This is a genomic window from Geofilum sp. OHC36d9, from assembly GCF_052400685.1.
GTDB lineage: Bacteria > Bacteroidota > Bacteroidia > Bacteroidales > Marinilabiliaceae > CAZHHH01.
The window spans coordinates 1-22,002 of sequence record NZ_JBQTGJ010000026.1; the positions used below are offsets into that span (position 1 = coordinate 1).

19 protein-coding genes and 1 tRNA gene are annotated in these 22,002 nt (G+C 38.4%); 13 read left to right on the forward strand and 7 right to left on the reverse strand.

Features of this window, described 5'->3' with window-relative positions:
- Nucleotides 1–169 precede the first annotated feature (169 nt).
- From ACT3CD_RS16080 to ACT3CD_RS16120, 9 genes are all read left to right on the forward strand, one after another.
- Complete coding sequence (locus ACT3CD_RS16080) at nucleotides 170–2,044, forward strand: S41 family peptidase (protein ID WP_444646681.1); 1,875 nt, start codon at nucleotides 170–172, stop codon at nucleotides 2,042–2,044.
- A gap of 351 nt (nucleotides 2,045–2,395) precedes the next feature.
- Nucleotides 2,396–4,168 carry a GmrSD restriction endonuclease domain-containing protein gene (locus ACT3CD_RS16085; protein ID WP_444646682.1) on the forward strand — a complete coding sequence of 591 codons (1,773 nt, stop codon included), beginning with the start codon at nucleotides 2,396–2,398 and terminating at the stop codon, nucleotides 4,166–4,168.
- Nucleotides 4,169–4,558: 390 nt separating this feature from the next.
- Nucleotides 4,559–5,098, forward strand: coding sequence for a hypothetical protein (locus ACT3CD_RS16090; RefSeq protein ID WP_444646683.1), 540 nt, complete (start codon nucleotides 4,559–4,561; stop codon nucleotides 5,096–5,098).
- Between the two features lie 236 nt (nucleotides 5,099–5,334).
- A complete protein-coding gene (locus ACT3CD_RS16095; RefSeq protein WP_444646684.1) occupies nucleotides 5,335–6,192 on the forward strand; it encodes an alpha/beta fold hydrolase in 858 nt (285 codons plus the stop codon).
- 413 nt (nucleotides 6,193–6,605) lie between these two features.
- A complete protein-coding gene (locus tag ACT3CD_RS16100; protein ID WP_444646685.1) occupies nucleotides 6,606–6,839 on the forward strand; it encodes a hypothetical protein in 234 nt (77 codons plus the stop codon).
- A complete protein-coding gene (locus tag ACT3CD_RS16105) occupies nucleotides 6,827–7,135 on the forward strand; it encodes a type II toxin-antitoxin system RelE/ParE family toxin (protein WP_444646686.1) in 309 nt (102 codons plus the stop codon). The genes ACT3CD_RS16100 and ACT3CD_RS16105 overlap by 13 nt, the downstream gene beginning before the upstream one ends.
- Before the next feature lie 16 nt (nucleotides 7,136–7,151).
- Entirely contained in the window at nucleotides 7,152–7,577 is a 426-nt protein-coding gene (locus ACT3CD_RS16110) for a VOC family protein (RefSeq protein WP_444646687.1), read from the forward strand.
- Between the two features lie 206 nt (nucleotides 7,578–7,783).
- The gene (locus ACT3CD_RS16115; protein ID WP_444646688.1) at nucleotides 7,784–8,023 is read left to right on the forward strand and encodes a ribbon-helix-helix domain-containing protein; all 240 of its coding nucleotides are present in this window, start codon (nucleotides 7,784–7,786) and stop codon (nucleotides 8,021–8,023) included.
- Nucleotides 8,016–8,303 carry a type II toxin-antitoxin system RelE/ParE family toxin gene (locus tag ACT3CD_RS16120; RefSeq protein WP_444646689.1) on the forward strand — a complete coding sequence of 96 codons (288 nt, stop codon included), beginning with the start codon at nucleotides 8,016–8,018 and terminating at the stop codon, nucleotides 8,301–8,303. Before ACT3CD_RS16115 ends, ACT3CD_RS16120 begins: the two co-directional genes overlap by 8 nt.
- Nucleotides 8,304–8,983: 680 nt before the next feature.
- On the opposite strand, the gene ACT3CD_RS16125 is transcribed toward ACT3CD_RS16120, so the two are convergent.
- The 4 genes from ACT3CD_RS16125 to hemN all read right to left on the reverse strand — a co-directional run bounded on the left by ACT3CD_RS16125 (nucleotide 8,984) and on the right by hemN (nucleotide 12,852).
- Nucleotides 8,984–9,274: a transposase gene (locus tag ACT3CD_RS16125; protein WP_444646690.1), complete on the reverse strand. Its 291-nt coding sequence runs from the start codon at nucleotides 9,272–9,274 to the stop codon at nucleotides 8,984–8,986.
- Nucleotides 9,275–9,435: 161 nt separating this feature from the next.
- Nucleotides 9,436–9,520: transfer RNA gene (locus ACT3CD_RS16130), tRNA-Ser, on the reverse strand.
- A 195-nt stretch (nucleotides 9,521–9,715) separates the two neighbouring features.
- Entirely contained in the window at nucleotides 9,716–11,089 is a 1,374-nt protein-coding gene (gene hemG / locus ACT3CD_RS16135; protein ID WP_444646691.1) for a protoporphyrinogen oxidase, read from the reverse strand.
- 389 nt (nucleotides 11,090–11,478) lie between these two features.
- Nucleotides 11,479–12,852 (reverse strand): oxygen-independent coproporphyrinogen III oxidase, encoded by a 1,374-nt coding sequence (gene hemN, locus ACT3CD_RS16140; RefSeq protein ID WP_444646692.1) that lies wholly within the window; start codon nucleotides 12,850–12,852, stop codon nucleotides 11,479–11,481.
- Nucleotides 12,853–13,156: 304 nt separating this feature from the next.
- Here hemN and ACT3CD_RS16145 point away from each other — a divergent pair, with 304 nt between their 5' ends.
- The 3 genes from ACT3CD_RS16145 to ACT3CD_RS16155 all read left to right on the forward strand — a co-directional run bounded on the left by ACT3CD_RS16145 (nucleotide 13,157) and on the right by ACT3CD_RS16155 (nucleotide 15,744).
- Nucleotides 13,157–13,384: a hypothetical protein gene (locus ACT3CD_RS16145; RefSeq protein WP_444646693.1), complete on the forward strand. Its 228-nt coding sequence runs from the start codon at nucleotides 13,157–13,159 to the stop codon at nucleotides 13,382–13,384.
- A 257-nt stretch (nucleotides 13,385–13,641) separates the two neighbouring features.
- Nucleotides 13,642–14,961, forward strand: coding sequence for an ammonium transporter (locus ACT3CD_RS16150; protein WP_444646694.1), 1,320 nt, complete (start codon nucleotides 13,642–13,644; stop codon nucleotides 14,959–14,961).
- A 432-nt stretch (nucleotides 14,962–15,393) separates the two neighbouring features.
- Nucleotides 15,394–15,744 (forward strand): P-II family nitrogen regulator, encoded by a 351-nt coding sequence (locus ACT3CD_RS16155; RefSeq protein ID WP_444646695.1) that lies wholly within the window; start codon nucleotides 15,394–15,396, stop codon nucleotides 15,742–15,744.
- A gap of 469 nt (nucleotides 15,745–16,213) precedes the next feature.
- Here the strand turns inward: ACT3CD_RS16155 and ACT3CD_RS16160 are convergent, their stop codons facing one another.
- The 3 genes from ACT3CD_RS16160 to ablA all read right to left on the reverse strand — a co-directional run bounded on the left by ACT3CD_RS16160 (nucleotide 16,214) and on the right by ablA (nucleotide 20,033).
- Nucleotides 16,214–17,674: a sodium:solute symporter family protein gene (locus ACT3CD_RS16160; protein ID WP_444646696.1), complete on the reverse strand. Its 1,461-nt coding sequence runs from the start codon at nucleotides 17,672–17,674 to the stop codon at nucleotides 16,214–16,216.
- Nucleotides 17,675–17,890: 216 nt separating this feature from the next.
- On the reverse strand, nucleotides 17,891–18,718 hold the full coding sequence (gene ablB, locus ACT3CD_RS16165; RefSeq protein ID WP_444646697.1) for a putative beta-lysine N-acetyltransferase: 828 nt from the start codon (nucleotides 18,716–18,718) through the stop codon (nucleotides 17,891–17,893).
- A complete protein-coding gene (gene ablA / locus ACT3CD_RS16170) occupies nucleotides 18,705–20,033 on the reverse strand; it encodes a lysine 2,3-aminomutase (RefSeq protein ID WP_444646698.1) in 1,329 nt (442 codons plus the stop codon). The genes ablB and ablA overlap by 14 nt, the downstream gene beginning before the upstream one ends.
- A gap of 592 nt (nucleotides 20,034–20,625) precedes the next feature.
- Between ablA and ACT3CD_RS16175 the strand changes: the two genes are divergently transcribed.
- Nucleotides 20,626–21,927, forward strand: coding sequence for an acetylxylan esterase (locus ACT3CD_RS16175; RefSeq protein WP_444646699.1), 1,302 nt, complete (start codon nucleotides 20,626–20,628; stop codon nucleotides 21,925–21,927).
- Nucleotides 21,928–22,002 lie beyond the last annotated feature (75 nt).

A 22,002-nucleotide genomic window follows, 5' to 3' on the forward strand; every position in this document is an offset into this window, starting at 1 on the left:
TTATTTGATAAATATCAGCAAAGTAGTAAATTCAGTGTTTGTTTTTCCGGAAAGCGGCGGCAAAAAGACAATATAAATGCAATAACGCTTTTAGGGGTGTAAATGATAATGGCGTTATGGGGTTGTTGTGTGTAATGCCACAAACAGATAACACATTAAATAATAGATTATGAAGAAACAGTACATATTGATACTATTAACGCAATTCATATTTAATAGCTGCAACGTAAATAAACCGGAGAGCCAATATTATCAGATTGTTTCAATACTATTTCAGGAGAGCATTAATATTCCAAGAGCAAGTGAACAAGATGGAGAAAGGCTTATTATTTGGAATAAAGAGGATTGTCGTTTTAATCAGGAGTGGAAACTTGAAAAAATTGCCAAACATTATGTCATTAGTTCTAAATTTAATAATAAAGTAATTACTGCTGAAGGAGATATTGTTGTGCAATCAGACTTTGAGGAATCTGAGGGTCAGTTTTGGAAAATTAAGGAAGAAAAAAATATTATTTATATAATTTCAGTAAAAAGCGGATTGGCATTAACTGCAATCAAGAATGTCGATGGCAACAAAGAACTTTCTCTAAAAGAATTTGAAAAGGCTGAATCTCAGAAATGGGTATGTGAGCCATCCGGGATGCAATATATTAAAGCTGATTTTAATCGAGTTTTGACTCCCGATGAGATGACAGCGGATTTTGAATATTTTTTCGAAAAACTTGAAGCTGTGCATGTAAACCCGTATGCATATGTTGGAAAAGATAGTGTTGCGCAACGAAAAGAGGAGTTGAAGAAAATATTTTCAAAGCCATTGAAATATTATGAATTTAACAGGGAGTTTGCCAAACTAAACGGATTATTTGATGGTCATACCAATATATACCTTGATTGGAGTTATTATAGGACCTACTGTAATCAATATGGTAGACTATTCCCATATAATGTTAAACTTATTGAAGATAATCTTTACATACAAAACGAAGTTGACTCATTAAACAATTTATTAATACATTCAATAAATGGAATTTCATCTAACAGAATAATTACAGAGATAAAAAAAACTATAAGTATAGAAAATGAACAAAAAAGAAATATTTATCTGGAATCGAATTTTAAAAAATTGATTATCGCCATACTTAACATTGAATCCCCATATAATCTGTTATTAAATAATCGCAACTCCCTTGTTTTAAAAACGATGATTGTTAATGGATCTCCTTATTTTAGGTTTCCTGAAAAACCTAATGTTACTCATTCAGATTATGAACTAAGGGAGTACCTTCAAGATTCCATTGCTATAATTGAATACAACTCATGCGCTAAACTTAACTGGGATAAAAGGAAAAATGAAGTCGATGGTATATTTGATTTGGTCAAAAATCACAATATAAAATATTTATTCATTGATATTTCAAGAAATGGGGGTGGCAGTTCAAGGCCAAATTCCCTATTTTATAATAATATAAATCACTCCCCTCATCCATACGTATTCCAATTTGCACGAAAAATGAGCTTGGAAAATAGCTTGTGGCGTTCAAGATTTCAAAAGATGAAAACAAAAGAAGATATTCAAAAACAGGAAAATGAATATTTGTCCATTATAAGTACAAAAAAGTTTACTACAGCAGAGAGAGATTCTTTTAACATAAATGGAGGTGGACTAAAAGAACAAAACTGGGAAATGTGTACAGATAGTATATCTGATGGTTTTGATGGAGAAGTTATTCTGATTCAAAGCGAAAAAACATATTCTGCCGCATTTGGATTTTCTGCATGGTTTAAGTATGGCAACATAGGAACCATTATTGGTTGTGAAACTGGAAATTGTACCGAGATGTTTTGTGAAGCAGTCCCTTTTCGAATGCCGGGAAGTCAAATGGGATTTCGAATAGCTGACAATTATTCTAAGTATCCCAATGGCAGTCTTTACAAAGGAGTAGTACCTGATATAGACCTTGGATATAGTTTTTATAAGGACAAATACGAGCTTGATGATTTAAAAGACTTTTTGAAATTAATCAAAGAACAAAAACAGTGGTAACATAAACGCATTATACACAATATATTAGGAGTATGAGCGGTCGGCACGATCCAGCGATTACTCCAGGTTGAAGGACATCCCGGTAGAGCTACAACAAAATACTATGGACCTACTGTCGTTTTTTTATGTTTTTGAGAAGAATGCCCATGCTTTAATTGTGTTGCTTTTGTTCAATTTATTTGATAAATATCAGCAAAGTAGTAAATTCAGTGTTTGTTTTTCCGGAAAGCGGCGGCAAAAAGACAATATAAATGCAATAACGCTTTTAGGAGATCAACGATAATGGCGTAATGGGGTTGTTGGCAGTAATGGAATAGAACAGATTGCAAAATATAAACGAATGAAGAAATTATGATAGAATCACCAAGAGGTATGACAATTATGGAAGCTTATGAGTTATACCGTAACAATAAGCTATTTATAAATAGAAGATATCAAAGAAAACTTGTGTGGAGTCAATTAGAAAAGAAAGCTCTTATTGATTCTATAATGCAACAATATCCGATCCCCTTGATTCTTTTAGCTACACAAGGGGATAAGTATGAAATAATTGATGGAATGCAAAGATTGAATTCCATTTTTGGGTTCATTGAAAACCATTTTTCTGTTTTGATTGATGATATAGAAAAATACTTTAATATTTCAGACTTTACATTTGCTCAGACTCAAGTCAATAAAGGTATTGTTGTTCCCAAAGAACAAGTGGAATACTTGACCCAAGAACAAGTTTCGTCATTTATACAATACCCATTCCCAGTGACAATATTTAAAACTGGTAGTACAGACGAAATTAACGAAACTTTTAGACGAATTAATTCGACAGGAAGAAAGCTGTCTCCACAAGAAGTGCGACAAGCTGGAAACACCTCTAAATTTTCATTACTTGTAAGAGAAATTTCTTCTGAAATTCGAGGCGATGCTTCAAGGGAAGAGTTATTACTACAGGACATGCCAACAATAAGTATTGACTCTAAATTATCAAAGCATGAATATGGTGTTAATGCTGAAGATACATTTTGGTGTAAGCACGGAGTGTTAAATGTTTCAGATTTAAAGGAAAGCGAAGATGAACAAGTTATTGCAGACATAATATTGTCATGTGCATTAGGAGAGCCTTTTCCAGCAAGTCGTGTTGCATTTGATAATTACTATGGAAGTGGTAATGATGACAAATCAAATGATATTGATGTGAAAATTAATGCCTTGGGAGCAGAGAATATAAGAGCAGACATCTTAACTGTTTATTCCGAAATCATAAATCTGGTTGATTTTCATTTTGGGGACGATAGATTGAAGAAAGTTTTGAACCCAAATGCAGGCGGTAACCCTGTCAAAGAAGCTTTTTATACTGTATTTATGGCATTTTATGAATTAATGATTGGTGCGAATAAGGTTCCTCATAATTATTTGAAAATTAAAGAATCTGTCAATAACCTGCACGCAAAACTTGTACGGTCAAGAAATTATACAACCACAAAAGATAGACGAAACAATATTAATATTTGCAAAGGATTGATTCAAGACCACTTTAAAAAATCAAATTCAAATTTTAGAAGTGCTACATCATATATTGTAGATTTTCAGGCATACTTAATGAAGTCAAAGTCTGAATCAGCAGTTTATGATTTCAAACAAGGTTTTTACACATTGAATCCTTCAAAAAGAGAATTCGATGAAGCCAGTTTTTATAAGATACTATGTAATATTTCAGCTCTTGCAAATTTAGGAAAAGAACGTATTGGTTATTTATTCATTGGTGTTACTGATAAAGAAGCTGACACATTACAAGTTGAAAAAATTGACGGATTAATCAATCTTCCTAGATTTCATGATTTTGGGGTGGTAGGTCTTGAAAGGGAAGCAAAAATCAAAGGTGTTTCTCTTGACCATTATATTAGCTTCATCACTTCAAAGATTAGTAATTCGGGACTTGATTCAACTTTAAAAACGAGAGTTACTAAGGACTTAACCCCAATAACTTATCACGGGCAGACAATTTTGATGGTAAAAGTTGCTTGTGGAGATGAACCAGTTTACTTTGATGAAAAATTATTTCAACGTGATGGAGCAAACTGTGTTGAAGTTACAGGTTCAAAACAAAAGGATATATTTAAGCTATTTTAAGGAACCACTACTGCCAATATATAGGCGTATGAGCGGTCGGCACGACCCAGCGATTACTCCAGGTTGAACTACACTCCGGTAGAGCTACAACAAAATACTATGGACCTACTGTCGTTTTTTTATGTTTTTGAGAAGAATGCCCATGCTTTCATTGTGCTGCTTTTGTTCAACTTATTTGATAAATATCAGCAAAGTAGTAAATTCATTGTCTGTTTTTCCGGAAAGCGGCGGCAAAAAGACAATATAAATGCAATAACGCTTTTAGGCCATAAATGATAATGGCGTTATGGGGTCGTTGTAAGCAAGCGGAGGAAACATCCTGCAAATGGATTGGATGATTGGATAAGATATTTCATCGGATTTGTATATTTGATAAATAAAATTTAAACTATGGATTTTGAAGACCCATATGAATTAGAAGATTGGGAGGATGATAAGATTCTTTTTGAAAAGGAGGATTGGCCCAACTTATTAAAATTGAGAGAAGAAAGAGCAAATAAGAGTCCTTCTGATTTATATGCCCAACAACGATTTGCGGAATCACTTAATCTAAATAAAAGATTTGCAGATACATTGGAGTTCATTACACCTTTATATCGAGATAACTATGAGGTTGGATTTGGAATACATGAAATAATTGAAGCACTGTATGGATTAGGTAAATCAGAGAATGATTTTAATTGGATTGAAAAACCGAAAATAATAAAGCTTGATTCGGATGCATTGAAATTATGTGTTGATTTTTTAAAACCAAAAAGAAAGGTCAGTAGTATTACCGATATATATTGTGATTTAATAATGCAGGGGGATTATTCGGATTTTAATGAGGAGCAGTTGGCAGAGTTTTTATTAAAGAATACAGACACAATTGATATAAAAACAGACAGTGAATACCATTGGGATATGAAGATAAAATTAAAAAGAAAATAAAACCGCCAGCTTACAACACACAATATAAAACAATTGGGGTTCAGTGGTTTGCGAGGGTTTGTTCTCGCATCAACTTTTTTCCTCGGTGGATACAAACGCAGCCCGAAAACCCAACCGTTTCATATTGTCAAACGTTAGGCACAAGCAAAAAAAACGATACAGAGAAATTCCATTAGAAATTACATAACAAATGATAACTTTATGAGGTAAAATATTTATGACAATTAAAAGGAATAATGAATAACAAGATTATAAAAACGAAACTCGGAGAAATAGAATTTAGCATAATTGGACAAGGTGTTCCAATATTATTTATTCACGGAGGGCATTCAAATAGTAATGATACCCTTTGCTACAAAGGTTTTGATTTAAATAAATATCAACTAATAACGCCATCTCGTCCTGGATATGGAAAAACACCTTTGAATAACACAAAAACACCTAGCCAAGCAGCGGACTTAATTACTGAATTAATTAATTATTTGACTTTAGATAAAGTGATTGTTTATGGAGTTTCAGCAGGTGGTCTAACAGCTATTGAACTTGCAGCAAAATATCCAAATAAAGTAAAAAAACTAATTCTAGCTTCCGCTGTTTCAATGGAATGGCTCAACTTAAAGGGGAAAACATATAAAACAGCAAAAAAAATGTTTGCCCCAAATATTCAAGGAATAATATGGAAAACTATTCGTTTTTTTGGTAAAATTTACCCTAGAATGATTGCAAATAATTTTTATTCTCAACTTTCTAAAAAAGAGTCTCATCGTTTACGAAAAGAGGATATTCAGGAGCTTATATCGGCTCTTAATAAATATTGTTCTAACGAAGGTTTTATTAACGATATTAATCAATTACATTACGGAACCAATGAGAAAATAATTTCACAAATCAAGTGTCCGACCTTAATTATTCATAGTGAATATGATAATAGTGTTTCTCTTGAACACGCAAGATATGCAAATCGAATGATAGATAATTCAACGATTAAGATTCTTCAAAATGAATGGGGACATTTGTTTTGGATTGGACAAGATTCTAATGAGTCAATAAAAACGACAATAAAGTTTATTGAAAAAACTAATGCCAGTGCCTAATATATAGGCGTATGAGCGGTCGGCATGACCCAGCGATTACTCCAGGTTGAACTACATATCGGACTGATTTATATGGTGATTAACGAAGGTTTTAGTATCGTGGAAAAAGATATTTGAAGAAGCCAGGTTTTTACAACAACCGGTTCTGTTTTGATGATAATAACAAGATATTGCAAGAAATGATATAAATTCGTTTTCTCAGGGAGTTGCGAGCAAATATTTTATTGACATATAATATTCATACCGCCAATACCGCTATAAGAACGTTGTGCACCATTTAACAACAGCAGCACGTTCAGAACAAAATTTGACAGAAGCTGCTGATTAATAAACATTTATTAATTCAATATTTCGATTAGAGAATGTTTGGCAGTAATATCAAAATTCACGATTTTTACATTAAAAATAAGGCAATGAAAACAATAGATATTGTAAAAAACAGATTGATTGACAGAATAATGGTCACAAATAATGAACAATTACTTACTGCCATTGAGAATATTCTTAGCTCTACACAGACTGATGATAAACTGACATTAGATTCTCATCAAATTGAAATGCTTATGATGAGCGAAAGAGATATTCAGCAAGGAGCCTTAATATCAGAGTCAGATTTGAAAGAAGAAGATTCAAAATGGATCAATTAAAGATATTTTGGACTAAAACAGCCAAAAAACAAAGAGACCATATTTTTGATTATTGGAATAAACGCAATAAAAGTAATTCGTATACAATAAAACTAAATTCTGCAATTGGAGAAAAAGTAGCGTTGATTAAATTTCATCCAGAGATAGGAAAAACCACCAACTTTGGAGATACAAGGGCAATTTCTATGAAACATTACAGCATTCTGTATACGATAGATAATTCAAGGATTATTATAACTGGATTTTGGGATAACAGGCAAAATCCGGAAAAGCTTCTTAAATTCTTAAAAAAGTAAACAAGAGACCTTAATAATGAAACCTATTATCGACCATATTCAAATTACAGTCAAGGATTTATATAGTGCAGAATTGTTTTACGACAAATTCTTTCCTATTTTAGGTTTTGATATAAAAAATAAAGTAAAAGCATTTATTGCAGAACACGATTTTCACGTCATTGAATATACACACGATTCATTAGCTTTTGCAATTACATCTCCAAGAGAAGCATTTAAAAATGAGATAATAAATAGACGAAAACCAGGAGCTTTACATCATTTAGCATTCAGAGCAGATTCTAAATCTGAAGTAGACGATGCTTATTTGAAACTATTAGGAATTGGGGCAAATATCGTTTTAAAACCAGCAATTCATCCTGAATATAGCGAGAACTATTATGCAGTGTATTTTAAAGACAATCAGAATATTAAATACGAAATAGTTTATGATAAGAAATAAAAAAACGGTGCACAATATTTTGCATATTCCATACGGGTTTTAGTGGTATGCCAGCAGCGGTTTTCCGCTCATTCTCTTGTCCGTACCCAGACGCTGAATCTCACGCAAACCCATATGTAACATGCAAGTAACCGTTGGCAACAATACGCGATGACTTGTGAGTGGTTCGGATATGGTGTATGTTTACATCAAAAATAATTAACGCTATGGGAAGACAAAGCATTTCGTTCACACAACCTAACGATGAGTGGTTAAAAAATCAAGAGGACAATAATGAATACTCTAGTAAGAGTGAGGTAGTAAATGATTTGATTAGGCAAGCAAGAAAGCAGCAGGTTCAGATTGATTGGATTAGAGCTAAATTGGAGAAATCTGAAAAAAGTGGATTTACAGATGAAACTAAAGAACAGATTTTAAAACAATCAAAGTCTTTGCTTAATGTCTAAATATAGATTGAGTAATGAGGCCAAAGCAGACTTGATCAAAATTCATCAATATGGAGTTGGGAAATTTGGAATTGTGCAAGCCGATAAATATTTTGATGCTTCCTTTGAGTATTTTGATATTATTGCTCAAAGACTATTTTCATTTGAATCTGTTGATTATATAAAACAAGGATATAGACGTTGTGTTTGTGGGGTTGACAGTATATATTACCGGGTAGAGAATGGAATAGTTGAAACCATGGCGATTATAGGAAGACAAGATTTAAATAATATTCTATAGTCGTCTCAAACAATAAATCGTTTCGTTAAAATACGGTGAGTGAGAAACGATACGGAAATAGAAAGAGTTTTAAAAAAGTTAATCCAGATATGGAATCATTGATTGAAAGTGATGGGAGTTTTGGATTTTTTGTTAGGTATGCTTCAATGGAGTGCCATATGGATTGACTCATGAAGAAATGGTATAAAAAGTAATGAAATTTCTGAGATGGAATTGTCTTTATACTCAACTGATTAGCCGGAGACAGCCTTGTATGTAGATTTAAAACCGGACAAAGAAAGGACGAATTGTGATTGAAAATTCAAATTATGGCACTTATTTTTACATTAATTCGGTACTTAATTGGGAGTGTAATCTGAACTCTGTCCGTTCGTTTTTATTAGGTTTTCAAAATAAGTTATTTTTTTTCGTTGAACCAATTTCTAAAAGTTTATTAAGGTAGCGATCAGGTTCTGTCAAGGGCGGCTGAGGAACGAAGCCGTTTATATACCCTTGACGGGTTCTGAGAGTGACTTATCTTTGCTTTTAGTCATTGGTGCTTATAACTCTAGATTAAAGCGTCCTTCAAACAAAATACACAACTGCTGGGCTGTTAACGCCCGATTGTGCAGCGGCTGAGTCCATTGTTTTTTTGAGATGTTTACAAAAGTTTTTGTCATCCTCCAGTTCGATGTATTCATCTATAAGCATATGTTGATGTCTGTTTTTAGGCAACTCCCGCTCGTCAAGGTTGATTTCTTCAAACGAATGATAAAATAACTATTGGTTTTATGCCATCTATAAAGATTTCTAAAATCAATATAAGTTCTGTCAGCAACTACACCATTCTTGGCAGGGAGTATGATTTCCTTAGCAGCTTTTGCATCGTTGAGTTTGCCATCTGAAAGGTTGATGTAAATTGGGAGGCAGCCGTCAAAATCCATTAAGAGGTGGTGCTTTGTTGCCTCTTGTGTCCTTCGGAAGCTCTGCAATTAGGTTGGCAGCCTGGTTTATTTTCCTTTATGGTAGTGATACCACATCCGATGTAGAGGAATTAAAGCGACATAAAAGCAAAAAAAACGCATCACTTAAAAAGTGATGCGTGTAAAAATTCGAGGAAGCCTGATAGATGCTTAATGTTCAAGCTAAATTGCGGAGAGAGAGGGATTCGAACCCCCGGAACCTCACGGTTCAACGGTTTTCAAGACCGCCGCAATCGACCACTCTGCCATCTCTCCCGAATGCGGTTGCAAAAATAGGGGATATATTTTATTTGCAAAACTTTTTGTCGGCTTTTTTACGATAAAAAATGAGTTTTTTTCGTCTGTTTTTAAGCTTTTCGGACTAACTTTTTGCTTTGCAAAGAGTTGGGGTATTAGGGAGAGGTTAACGGCAGGGCAAGATTTTTAACGTGCCCGGATTGCAGTTCTGTTTCATTTCATGCTTGTGAGACTTTTTGCTATTTGTGTGCCTTGTTTAATGCGGTCGGCCATACCTATTCCATCACGAAGATTTCCGGCCAATATGATACCCGGAAACTGAGTTTCAATTTTCTCAACGGTTTTCAGTCGTTCGCCCGTTGTGATGCCATATTGAGGAATTGCGTACTGGTGTCTGAAAATTCGAAACAAATCCGGTTTTTCATCGGTAGGGGTTAGCAGCATACATTGTATTTCGGCCATTACCATTTCGCGAATAGTTGCATCGTCGTAGTCAACGACTTCAGGTTTGCGCACGCCACCAAGAAAAACGGATAGCAGGGCGCCTTCTTTGGGGGCTCTGTCCTTCAGAAATGAGGAAAGAAACAAAACTCCTAGCACATTTCTGTTCTCGCGATAGGGCACCAAACCACCAAAAGCATGAATGGGGATGCCGCGCCATTTTTTAAACCCGACAGCCACTTGTACTACCCGTGCATACGTCAGGTTGCTGATGGTTGCCTTTTCTTCCTGGTTAAGGAAGGGCAGCAGGTTGGGCACTTCATGCGCCCCGGTGGTTGAGATTACGATGGGACTGGTGAGATGTTCTGTTTTTCCGTCGAGACTATAACTAACCTGATATTGATTGTCTTTGGGGTAAACGGTTAAATCACGACAGTTGAGAATGATATTTTCAGTTCCAATTTCTTTCACCATGGGAGCCACCAGTTGGTCCAATCCACCGGGGATGGAAAACATCTCTTTGGTTACTTTTTTCTCTTCATCGGATTTTGGTTCTGCGCTTTTTTTGATGCTGCCTTTTATGAAGCTGCCATATTTTTGTTCCAGGTTATAGAGCTTTGGAAGGGCATAGCGTGTTACCAGTTTTGACGGATCGCCGGCATATATCCCCAGTATAAATGGGTCAACGGCATAATTCAGAAATGATTGTCCCAGTCTGCGTTTTACCAGTTGGTCCAGTGTCTCATCGGGGTTGGAACCGGGTTTGCGAAATGGTTCCAGCAGGATGCGGAATTTATCACGCCATTTAAACAAGGGGGTTGTAATACCCCCTTTGAGGCCCGACGGTAAATCATGCCAGCGGCCTTTTTTCCATATTAACCGTCGTTTGGCATCTGCATTGGCCGGTTCGTAATGAAAGTCCGGGCCCAATGATTCAAACAGATTTATCACTTCGGGGTATGAAACCATTCCGGTGTTTGGGCCACTTTCAAAAATAAAGCCATTTTCGCGGTAGGTATGTATCGATCCGCCATAATGGTTCATTCGTTCAATAATTGTTATGTTCCACCCTGCGCGTTTAAGGTATAATGCTGTGGTTAGGCCGGTAATACCCGCGCCTACTATGACTGCTGATTTGGTATCCATTAATTATCTGATATTTAAATGCGTCTTCCTTTAATTTGTTTCATTAATAACCTGAACGGTATAAAAAGGGTGATGAACGATTGGTTGCACATGATTTCACCCTGTGGGCAAAAATTGTGAGGTGTAATTGTCATCACCAAAATCAGGTTAGGCTTTCCCTTTCTATTAAATTAATATAGTGTTTGCCTGAAAACGCCTGTGGTCGATCGGAATGTCTGATTTTTGAGACTCCTGACGCTTAGGTTCCCATGCTAACACTAATAGTATTGGGCGTTTGGCTCTAAAGTTTAAATCCGGGGTTGACACAGCTCGAAAAATGTAAGTTTACTGATGTAAATGACCATTTTGAAAGCAAGCGTAACGTATAAGCTGGATTTTATAGTTAAACACTAAATACTTTTAGAGAAACGTTTATTACCACTATTTAGTTTAGTGTCTAATGTGGCAACAATATTTCGTATTGTAAATCGTCCGGCTTCGGTAATGGTCAGAGCCTCGTCGGTTACTATTAAAAGACCGTCATCAATAAAGGTCTGCATCTTTTCAGGCCGGTAATCGGTGATGGTTTTTATTTCGTTCTCGCTAGTATTAAGTCGATGGGCTAATTTTTCCCAATTCAGATAGTTATTGCACATTAGTTCGGTTATTACTTCTCCGGTAATATGCTCTTCGGGCGAAAGGTTATAGCCCCGTTCAATGGGAAATTCTCCTTTGTTTATAAGGCTGATGTATTCTGTTGTATTTTTTGTGTTTTGGGCATACATACGGTTTAGCTGACTGATGGCCGACATCCCAAAGGCATACACTTGTCCGGTGGTTTCGCGGGTACAGTACCCCTGAAAATTCCGGTGCAGCATGTGGCTGTTGATCGCAATACTTAACGGGTCGGAGGGTATTGCGTAATGGTCTAATCCTATGGGTTGGTAGTCGCTGGTTTGTGTGATGACATCGTGGGCTGCCTCATACATCGATAGTTTGTCGGCCGCATTGGGTAGTCCTAGTTTTTCGAGCGGTATTTGATGTGGTTTTACCCATGGCACATGCGCGTACGAAAAAGTTACCAAACGGTCGGGCCGAATGGTCAGCGCCTGTGCGATTGTATCCTTAAATGAAGACACGGTTTGTCCGGGTAAGCCGTAGATGAAATCGAAGTTAACGCCGGCGTGGTGGCTCCGGATTAAGGCTGTAAGCTCTTCTACCGGTAATTTGGAGGGGTCACGGTGTACGTTTTTTAGGATGTCGTCGTTAAAATCCTGTATTCCCAGACTAATGCGGTTAAAACCCATATCCATCAGCTCGTTTACATATCCGGTGGTGAGGTAGGCTGGATTACATTCAATGGCTATTTCTGTTGTTTTGCCTATTTTGAATGTCTTGTGAATTAAAGCCATGATGCTACCAATTTGGTTGGTTGATAAGGCGTTGGGTGTTCCGCCACCCCAGTGAATTTGCGTCACCGGACGGGTTAAATCAATCAATTGGCTAACCATTTTAATTTCCTGCTTAATGGCGTCTATGTAACTCTCTATAAGCTCTTCTTTTTTTGTTATAAGTGTTGTACATCCGCAGTATAAGCACAGTTTAGGACAAAATGGGATGTGTAGATATAGTGATATTGCCTGTGGCTCTTTGGCATTTGAGGCTATAATACCTTTTTTGTAATCGTCGGCGGTAAAATCTGTCTTAAAATAGTTGGCTGGCGGATAACTGGTGTATCGGGGAAGAGGCTGATCGTACTTTTCAATTATTGCTTTGTTTATCATTGTGTGCCGTTTAGGTAATGTGTTATATGATTCGGGTAGTGTTTGAGAAACGCTGGTTTCCGAAGGTTATAGTAGTTGTCGATGTATCTTGAAAACCAATGTTTGGTCAGTTTTTTTGAAACACCAAAAGTAGTAAAAAGGTTTTGTTTTTTGAAATGGCCGACCTCAATGTCTTTTGATTTCTTTTAGGTTGTTTAGTAGTTCATTAGTGTTTGCCCGAAAATGTTTTCGGCAGATAATACAGCCTGATTTTTGAGGCTTGCGAAGTTTTCAACATATGCGCTTTTTGATGTAAATAACCATTTTGAAAACGATGGTAACGAAAGAAATGGCATTTTTCCTGACTTTGTTTGGCGCCTGTCCCGTAAATTGGGCGTTTGAGCCAGCAAGTTTAAATACAAGGCCTGCGCAACTCGAAAAATGTGAGTTTACTAGTGTAAATGACCATTTTGAGAGTAAGCGTAACGCAGTATTTGGACTTGCTGGCCAAACATTATTTATCGTTAAATTTGGTTGGCGTTATACTCAATAAATCATTAAATTTAGTTTTCACTTACCAATCGTATGATATTTTAAGCTTGTCATTTTTTACAAATCAGGATAAAGTAATGTTAAAATTTGTTTTGATGGTTTTTAAAAAGGGGTATGCTTTGTTTTTGGGCTAAATTTTGGTATTGTGGTCTAAAAAATACGGGGTGTTCGATTAAAATTGTTAAAAAATTTGATTTTACCTCTGTTCATTGGCTATCTTTGCCACTCCTGAATATTAATCTAAATCATAAACTACTAATGAAGAAATTTTTGTTGAGTCTACTTATGATGTTTCTGATTCCATTTGCGGGATTTGCAGCAGACACAATCCCCATTGACACGGGGGCAACGGCCTGGATGTTAACTTCTACCGCGTTGGTGCTGTTGATGGTACCCGGTTTGGCCATGTTTTACGGTGGATTGGTTCGTTCAAAGAATGTGTTGGGAACCATGATGCATAGTTTTGCTGCCATGGCGGTTATGAGCGTTATGTGGATGGCGGTGAGTTACAGCATGTGTTTTGGCAGTAATGTGCTGGGTGGCTGGATTGGCTGGAATTCTGATTACCTTTTTTTAAAGGGTATTGATAATTCGATTCTTGAAGGCGGGGTGCCGGAGTATGTTTTTAGTATGTTTCAGGGGAAATTTGCTATTATAACGCCGGCTTTGTTGGCGGGTGCCTTTGCCGAGCGTGTCTCTTTTAAAGGTTATTTGGTTTTTATTACGGTATGGGGCCTTTTGGTCTACAATCCGCTTTGTCATTGGGTGTGGGCTTCTGATGGTTTTTTATATAATTTGGGTGCGGCTGGTGCCATTGATTATGCCGGTGGTACCGTGGTACATATTTCAGCCGGTGTAAGCGGCCTGGTGGCTGCCCTTTATATGGGTGGGCGCAGAGGTTATCCACGTACACAGATTCGTCCCAGTAATCTGGTTATGACTTTGATTGGTGCCGGGCTATTATGGGTAGGCTGGTTTGGTTTTAATGCCGGAAGCAGTGTCTCCAGTGGTCTGGAAACGGCACAGGCACTAACCGCGACACAGGTGGCGGCTGCCAGTGGTGCTTTAGTTTGGCTCTTAATAGAATATTTTCATTTGGGTAAGGCCACCGCACTGGGTTTTGCCAGTGGTATTTTGGCCGGGTTGGTTGCTGTAACGCCTGCTGCGGGTGTGGTGCAGCCGTATGGTGCTTTGGCCCTTGGAGCAGCGGCTTCGGTGGTTTGTTATTTGGCAATTATTGTGAAGGATAAACTGGGGTATGACGACAGCCTGGATGCTTTTGGTGTTCATGGTGTTGGTGGTATAGTAGGCGCTTTGCTGCTGGTGTTTTTTATTCGTGATTCATGGATGGCGAATGCCACGGAAGCTGCAGGTAGTACCTGGACGCTTTGGCAACAGCTGGGGGTTCAGGCGGCAGCAGTGGGTGTGGCTATTGTTTATGCCGTTGTGGTGACGCTATTAATTTTGTGGGTGATGAAAAAATTTGGCGGTCTCAGAGCAACGCCCGACGAAGAGATGGAAGGCCTCGACCGTTCCTTTCATGGTGAGCGTGGTTATGGCATGTTAAATCCTAATTGATGTTTGTCTATCATTGGTGTCCGGTAAAAATTTAGAGAAATGATTAGAACCCAGCTCCAATGTGCGAGCCAGATATTTTAGAAGATATTGGGGTTGCTTTCCGCCTCAAGGAATTTCCGTTAAGAAAATCAATTTTATTGGCGTAAAGAAATCCGGGCTGTCTGAGCGAAGCGAGTTCCCGGATTTTAGACAATGAAATTGATTTTTAGGAAATTACTTGCAGCGGCGGCATTTTTTGTTTACTTTTTTTTGCTGTAGAAAAAAAGTAAAAGCCCGTGCGGCTTGAGCACTTAAATGGAAAATATATTTTTTACCGGACAATAGTGTTTGTCTATATAAAGACAACTTCTGCGTAAGCCTTGGATTTGATCATTTTTATCAAGTCGTTGAGTTTTCTTGCTAATACCAGTTAAATTTTAAATCTCAGAAACTATGAAATTAATCACCGCAATAATACGTGAATATCAATTGGAAAAAGTACACGAATCGCTTATAAATGCAGGCATCAATCGGATTACCGTAGGACGCGTATCCGGACACGGAGTGCAAAAAAGGGAAGAGATGTATCGTGGTAAGCGCATTATGCCAAACCTGACGCCTAAAATGCGCATTGAGATTGCTGTTAACGATGAGTTTGTGGACGTTGTCATTGAGGCTATTATGAAGGCAGCTCGCTCTTCAGGAAATCATGAAGGTGAAGTGGGAGATGGCAAAATATTTATAACAACGTTGGATGAGTGTATTCGCATTCGTACCGGAGAACGGGGAAGTAAGGCTATTTAGTATTTGTCTATAAAGTCAACTTCTGCGTTATGCTTGCTCTCAAAATGGTCATTTACGGGAGTAAATTCACATTTTTCGAGTTGCGCAAGCCTTGAATTTGAACTTTATAGCTCAAACTCCCGACTTTATGGACAGGCACTGTTCAGAGTCTGTTTGTGAAGATCAACTTTTGCATTGCACTTGCGTTTAATATGGATTTTTGCGGGAGTAACATTGCGTTTGTTGATATTATAAATGCGTCATATAAATCATTTAAATTGAATATTTGGACTTTATAGACAGGTGCACTTTAGCGCTTGCCTATAAAGTCCAATTTTTGTGTTATGCCGACTCTCAACATGTTTTTTGATCTTTTTAAGCCCTAAACAAATTATTTTATCTGCTACTTGCGATTTTGTGTTAAGTAGTTAAATAGTTGGATTGTATATGTTTGGCATGGTGTCGCACAAAAGCCGGGTTTCGACTGGTATTAAACCGGAGGTATTGACAGCTGATCGGCTTTATTTGTTATTTTGTTTTTCGCCTTGTTTCTTTGGTCATACCATTGAACTACAAACATTAAAAGTATTGAAACGAGTAAACCCGGAACAACAGCATCCAGCTGCCAGGGCATTTCAAGGCCGGTTATTTTTATGAGTAACAAGATGCCACTACCACTAATCATAGCGGTTAAAGCAGCTCGCCGCGATGGCTTTTTAAAAATAATAAAACCCAATACCGGCGCCATTAGTCCGCATACCATAAAGGCATAGGAGAGTAGCATTAGTTCAAGTACAGATGGTATATAGAGCGCTACAATAATGGCCAGAATACCGACTAAAAGGGTCATCCATTGTGACATTTTTAGGGCGTTGTCCGCATTTTTATATTTGAATAAATCGAGACTTATATTTCCGGAGGCGGCCATCAAACAACTGTCGGCTGTTGATAGTATCGCAGAGAAATAAGCTGCCATAATCAATCCTAATGCGCCGACGGGTAACACTTGTTTAAGCATTATTGGCATGGCCGTTTCGCTGTCGGGATTGCTCATGTAGGCTTCCGGAATGACGCCCGATAAAAAAGCTGCTTTGGCCAGTAAGCCCAGAAAAACACCCAGAAATGCCATGAACGGATACTCGAACAGACCCGCAATAAACCAGGCCTTTTGCGCTTCACCAGCCGATTTGGCGGCGAAGATTCGTTGGTACAACGTCATTCCAATAAACCAGATGGGAATGATGGAAAAGGCCCAGTTGACAATGGTGATCATTTTAATGTTATTTAGCTGCAGCATTTCTGCGTCCAGAAATACTTTGGCCGCTTCCCATCCCCCAAGACTTTTTAGGGCGTAGGGTATGCCAATAAGTGATAACCCGGCCAGTAATATGATCCATTGTATGGTATCGGTGTAAATGACTGCTTTTATTCCCCCCAAAGCCGTATAGATAACTGCTATGGCACCCATCACGATTACTGCTTCCGTAATGCTGACTCCCGTGAAGGTGGCGCTGGAGAGTTTGGCGCCTGCCAATACCTGGCTGGCTGTGAATCCCATGTAGCCGATGGCCGATATGAGAGCTGCCGTTAGTGCCACGGTCTTGCCGTAGCTGTGTTTTAACAGCTCGGGAAAGGTTTGAATTTTATGTGCCAGTCCCGCTTTATGTACCTTCGGGATCAGGATGACGGCGGTGAGCCAGGCGCCCACTAATCCGGTAAATAATATCCATGAGCCCGATATCCCCATAACAAAGCCGAGTCCACCAAGTCCTATTGAAAATCCCCCGCCTACGTCGGTTGCAACGACCGATAACCCCAGATGCCATTTGGTCATCTTTCGGCTTCCCACAAAATAGTCCTCTGTATTATTGTTCTTTCGGTGAAACCAAAAACCGATCAGCAACATGGTGAGGAGGTAGATAACGATGATTGAGAAATCGATAAAATGCATTCAACCAATTGTTTTAATGAAGTAAGGGTTTCACGTTGCGTGAAGCCCTTATCTTTGATTTTTAATTTTAGTGTTTATCCCATAAGTTCCGGTTGCTGCTTCGTAAGCCTCATTACTGAGGTTTGTGTAGCTTTTTGGAAGGTCTGTTTTCTGTTGAAAATGATCGTCATAAAAGCAATCGTAACGCAAAAACCGGGATTTATTGACGTACTCTATTTATATTTTTTTGTACCACACATTCATACTTTCTATTTTCCCGGAAATTTGGGTGTTACGTATTAATGTGCCCGCATATCTGTAACTCTGGTTGTAAAAGGTTTTATTCATGGGTAATGAATGCAGGCGTGCAATGGTGTATAGGGTTTTAAAACCATCAGCCGACAGGCTATCTTCCATTAGCGACAACAGGTGGTTGGCCAGTCTTTTTCCCCTGTGAAGGGGTAATACAGCAAAGTCAGTCATCTCTGCATTTTGTTTCACTGTATTGCATTCGGCTGAGCTAATGCCAACCAACTCGTTGTCATAAAATGCACCAAAATAGCGCGTGTCATCGGTTTTCATGCTTTTGATCAAAAAAGCCGGATCGAAGATTGGAAATGGATAGGTCGCAAAAACTTTTTTAAACACGCTGGCCATTGCTTCGGCATCGGTTTCTTTTAATGGTCGGAAGATATAGCCTTTAACCGGTTCATTTTTAATTGTGCCAACCGGTTTCAGTAATAATTCCTGAAACGCCATCATCTCAGGTGTTTCGGGCTGACGACGTTCAGGCGTGGTATATTTAACTAAAAATAAGGCATCTTCACGATTGTTATAAAAGCCCGGTACTGCGGCTTCAATAATATAGCCTGCGTTGATAAACGAGGGACCATATTTTGCCGGAACTTTAGCAAATAATTTACTGTAATTGTATTCACTGGCCATTTGATCCAAAATGCCGATGATGGCAGGGAAATCATCCGGATGTAAATCCATCAGATAAACACGCTCACTTCCGTTACCATGCGACAAGGTTGATTTCAGCTCTTCATTACTCTTCTTCATGCACCGTTTCCTCTCTTCTTTCAAAACGTTCGTTATTGGCTGGTATTAGTGAAATGGTTTCATCATAATCGGACAGGAGTTGTTCTATACCGATGGCATTTATTTCGTCGCCGCTTTCTATATCCAATTCCAGAGTACAGTTTTTACAATCGCGATCGCAAACGGTGGATTCGTATTTATCGGGCTCCTGATAAGATGTTATCACACCTTCATAATTTCTCAATATCACCTTATTGGAACTCCAGGAGATGATGTAGTTGGGCATTACCGGAATTTTGCCACCACCACCGGGGGCGTCAATAACATAGGTTGGCACGGCAAAACCACTGGTATGACCTATCAGGCTTTCCATTATTTCAATGCCCTTGCCAACGGGCGTGCGGAAATGCGATAATCCTTCAGACAAATCGCACTGATAGAGATAGTAGGGGCGAACCCGGTTCATGACCAATTTGTGGACCAGTTCTTTCATAATGCGTGGGCAGTCGTTCACGTCGGCCAACAGAACCGACTGGTTACCCAGCGGAATGCCCGCATCAGCCAGTTTGGCCAGTGCTTCGCGAGCCGAAGCGGTCATTTCACGTGGATGGTTGAAATGGGTGTTTATCCACAGCGGGTTGTGCTTTTTCAGCATATTTACCAGATCGTCAGTAATACGGTAAGGCAGAACAACCGGGGTGCGCGTTCCGATACGTATCACCTGTACATGAGGAATGTTTCCCAACTCGGTTAAGATCCAGTCCAGATAGTCGTCCGACAGTAAAAAAGGATCACCGCCTGAGAGCAGGACATCACGCACTTGTGGGGTGTTGCGAATGTATTCAAGTCCTTGTTCTATTTGGTCTTTGGCCGGAATGAAATCAATATCGCCTACTTTACGTTTTCGGGTGCAGTGCCGGCAGTACATAGCACATACATTGCTTACGAGGAACAGAACCCGGTCGGGATAGCGGTGAGTAATGCCCGGTACCGGACTGTCGTTGTCTTCGGCCAAGGGGTCGCCCATCTCGCTGGGCGTGATAATTAATTCGCGGTTGTCAAGGAATGCTTGTTTGTAGATGGGATCGTTTTTGTAATTCTCTTTTTTTATGAGTGAAAGGTAGTACGGTGTGATGGATAAAGGAAAATGCTCGATGGTTGCTTCAAATTCTCTTTTTTCAGCAGGGGTAAATATTATTCCGGTAAGATTTTCAAACTGTTCGATGGTTTTAATCGCATGTTTCATGTGCCATTTCCAGTCACGCCAGTTTTTAAGTTCTGATTTCGATTCAATTCTGTGGGCAATGTTTTGTTGGTGTTTAGTAAATATGTCCATTTTGTATGGTTTGTGACCATGTGCTTTCGGTTCCGAAGATAAAAGTGAGTGATGAGGAGTTTTTATAATTGGTGATATGGTATTCCGACTGACACGGTCGTTAGTATATTTCGGCTTTTGATGTCTCTTCGGCTCCTCTGAATATGTTCTGTACGACAAATATACGGTAATTTTGTTGAATATTCAATTTGTAGCCTTGCCTCTGTCGGTATATTGGGGCTTCCACCATGGCTTAGTAAACTGGTACATAATGGCTAATTACTTTATTAATTTATTGTAAAGATTGATCAATTTGTCGTAAGAAGATTAATGTAGAGGTGTTATTTTTGGCCTTCCAATTTTGTATTTTAATTGTATTAATATGAAATGACCGTGATAAAAAATCTCTCATGCATGACTCTTTTATGGAAGTTTCATGAGGCAATAGGAATAAACTATAGGGTTGTTATAACTTGTTTATAAACAATGCTATCGTCGATATTAATGAGTTTTGTCCGGCAGATAAAATTATACTGCTTGCATTGATCTGTCAATGTCAGCGCAAACCACAGAAATGATGTTATATTTAACCATAAAAATTATTTAATAGCTTATGAAAAGATTAATATTTTTAGTAGTCTCTGTTTTCATATTCGGCGGTGTTGTTGCTCAGAACGAAGCTTATCACTCTGATGTACTATGGGTTACAACGCCTGATCATGCTGATTGGTTGTATCGTTTGGGTGAGAAGGCCGAAATAAAGGTCTCGTTGTATCAATACGGTATTTTGCTGGATGGGCGAGAAGTGAGATATAGTATAAGTCCTGATATGATGCCTGAAGAACGATCGGGATATGCTATTTTAGAGGATGGGGAGGCAATTGTTTCTATAGGAACGATTGAGCAACCCGGCTTCTTGGATTGCCGATTGAGTGTGGAACTCGATGGACAAGTTTATAAACATCACATAAAAGTGGGGTTTGAACCGGATAAATTATTGCCTTACACAACTTTACCCGATGATTTTATGAGTTTTTGGACGGGTGCAAAAATCAAAGCAGCTGAATGCCCCATGGTGTTTACAAAAACTTTTGTTCCTGAGTATTCAAGTGATAAAATAGACTGTTATCTTGTAAAATTGCAGACTTACAGCAAAGGTGATTATGTATATGGTTATCTAACAATGCCTAAAGGTGATGGCCCATTTCCGGTTGTGTTTTCACCGCCCGGTGCCGGCATTAAGCCTATGAATCCCATGAAGGATATTTTTTACGCCGAAAGTGGCTTTATTCGATTTGATATGGAGATTCATGGTATCAGACCCAACCTGGATGCAGAGACTTATAAGTCGATAAGTCAGGCCTTTGGCAGTGATAATAATAGCTATTTGGTAAACGGGTTAGATGATCGTGATTCGTATTATATGAAAAAGGTGTATTTGGCGTGCGTTCGTGCTATTGATTTTTTGACTTCATTACCTGAGTGGGATGGTAAAAACGTGATTGTTCAGGGGGGTAGTCAGGGCGGTGCTTTGGCGCTTGTGACAGCTGCTCTCGACGACCGGATCACGGCTTGTGCTGCTAACCATCCCGCGTTGAGCGATATGGCTGGTTATAAGGCCGGCAGGGCTGGTGGTTATCCTCATTTGTTTACGCGGTTTACCGGGATGGATACCCCACAGAAAATGAAAACACTGCAATATTATGACGTGGTAAATTTTGCCAGACAAATAAAGGTGCCTGTATTCATGACCTGGGGTTACAATGATAATGTGTGTCCGCCAACCACAAGTTATATTATTTATAATGTTTTGGGTTGTGAAAAAGAGGCTTTGATTACGCCGGTTACTGAACATTGGATTTCACTCAATACGCGCCATCGTATTTTGGATTGGATTAAAGGACAATTGAAGTAATAGTTTGTGGTTAATTTAAAAAGAGGAACTAATAGCTTGGAACGTTCCTCTTTTTTTTTGCTTCCAATCGGCGTA

Coding starts and splice junctions, on each gene's coding strand:
- ACT3CD_RS16080 (WP_444646681.1), top strand. CDS start 170: ATGAAGAAACAGTACATATTGATACTATTAACGCAATTCATATTTAAT.
- ACT3CD_RS16085 (WP_444646682.1), top strand. CDS start 2,396: ATGATAGAATCACCAAGAGGTATGACAATTATGGAAGCTTATGAGTTA.
- ACT3CD_RS16090 (WP_444646683.1), top strand. CDS start 4,559: ATGGATTTTGAAGACCCATATGAATTAGAAGATTGGGAGGATGATAAG.
- ACT3CD_RS16095 (WP_444646684.1), top strand. CDS start 5,335: ATGAATAACAAGATTATAAAAACGAAACTCGGAGAAATAGAATTTAGC.
- ACT3CD_RS16100 (WP_444646685.1), top strand. CDS start 6,606: ATGAAAACAATAGATATTGTAAAAAACAGATTGATTGACAGAATAATG.
- ACT3CD_RS16105 (WP_444646686.1), top strand. CDS start 6,827: ATGGATCAATTAAAGATATTTTGGACTAAAACAGCCAAAAAACAAAGA.
- ACT3CD_RS16110 (WP_444646687.1), top strand. CDS start 7,152: ATGAAACCTATTATCGACCATATTCAAATTACAGTCAAGGATTTATAT.
- ACT3CD_RS16115 (WP_444646688.1), top strand. CDS start 7,784: ATGGGAAGACAAAGCATTTCGTTCACACAACCTAACGATGAGTGGTTA.
- ACT3CD_RS16120 (WP_444646689.1), top strand. CDS start 8,016: ATGTCTAAATATAGATTGAGTAATGAGGCCAAAGCAGACTTGATCAAA.
- hemG (WP_444646691.1), bottom strand. CDS start 11,089: ATGGATACCAAATCAGCAGTCATAGTAGGCGCGGGTATTACCGGCCTA.
- hemN (WP_444646692.1), bottom strand. CDS start 12,852: ATGATAAACAAAGCAATAATTGAAAAGTACGATCAGCCTCTTCCCCGA.
- ACT3CD_RS16150 (WP_444646694.1), top strand. CDS start 13,642: ATGAAGAAATTTTTGTTGAGTCTACTTATGATGTTTCTGATTCCATTT.
- ACT3CD_RS16155 (WP_444646695.1), top strand. CDS start 15,394: ATGAAATTAATCACCGCAATAATACGTGAATATCAATTGGAAAAAGTA.
- ACT3CD_RS16160 (WP_444646696.1), bottom strand. CDS start 17,674: ATGCATTTTATCGATTTCTCAATCATCGTTATCTACCTCCTCACCATG.
- ablB (WP_444646697.1), bottom strand. CDS start 18,718: ATGAAGAAGAGTAATGAAGAGCTGAAATCAACCTTGTCGCATGGTAAC.
- ablA (WP_444646698.1), bottom strand. CDS start 20,033: ATGGACATATTTACTAAACACCAACAAAACATTGCCCACAGAATTGAA.
- ACT3CD_RS16175 (WP_444646699.1), top strand. CDS start 20,626: ATGAAAAGATTAATATTTTTAGTAGTCTCTGTTTTCATATTCGGCGGT.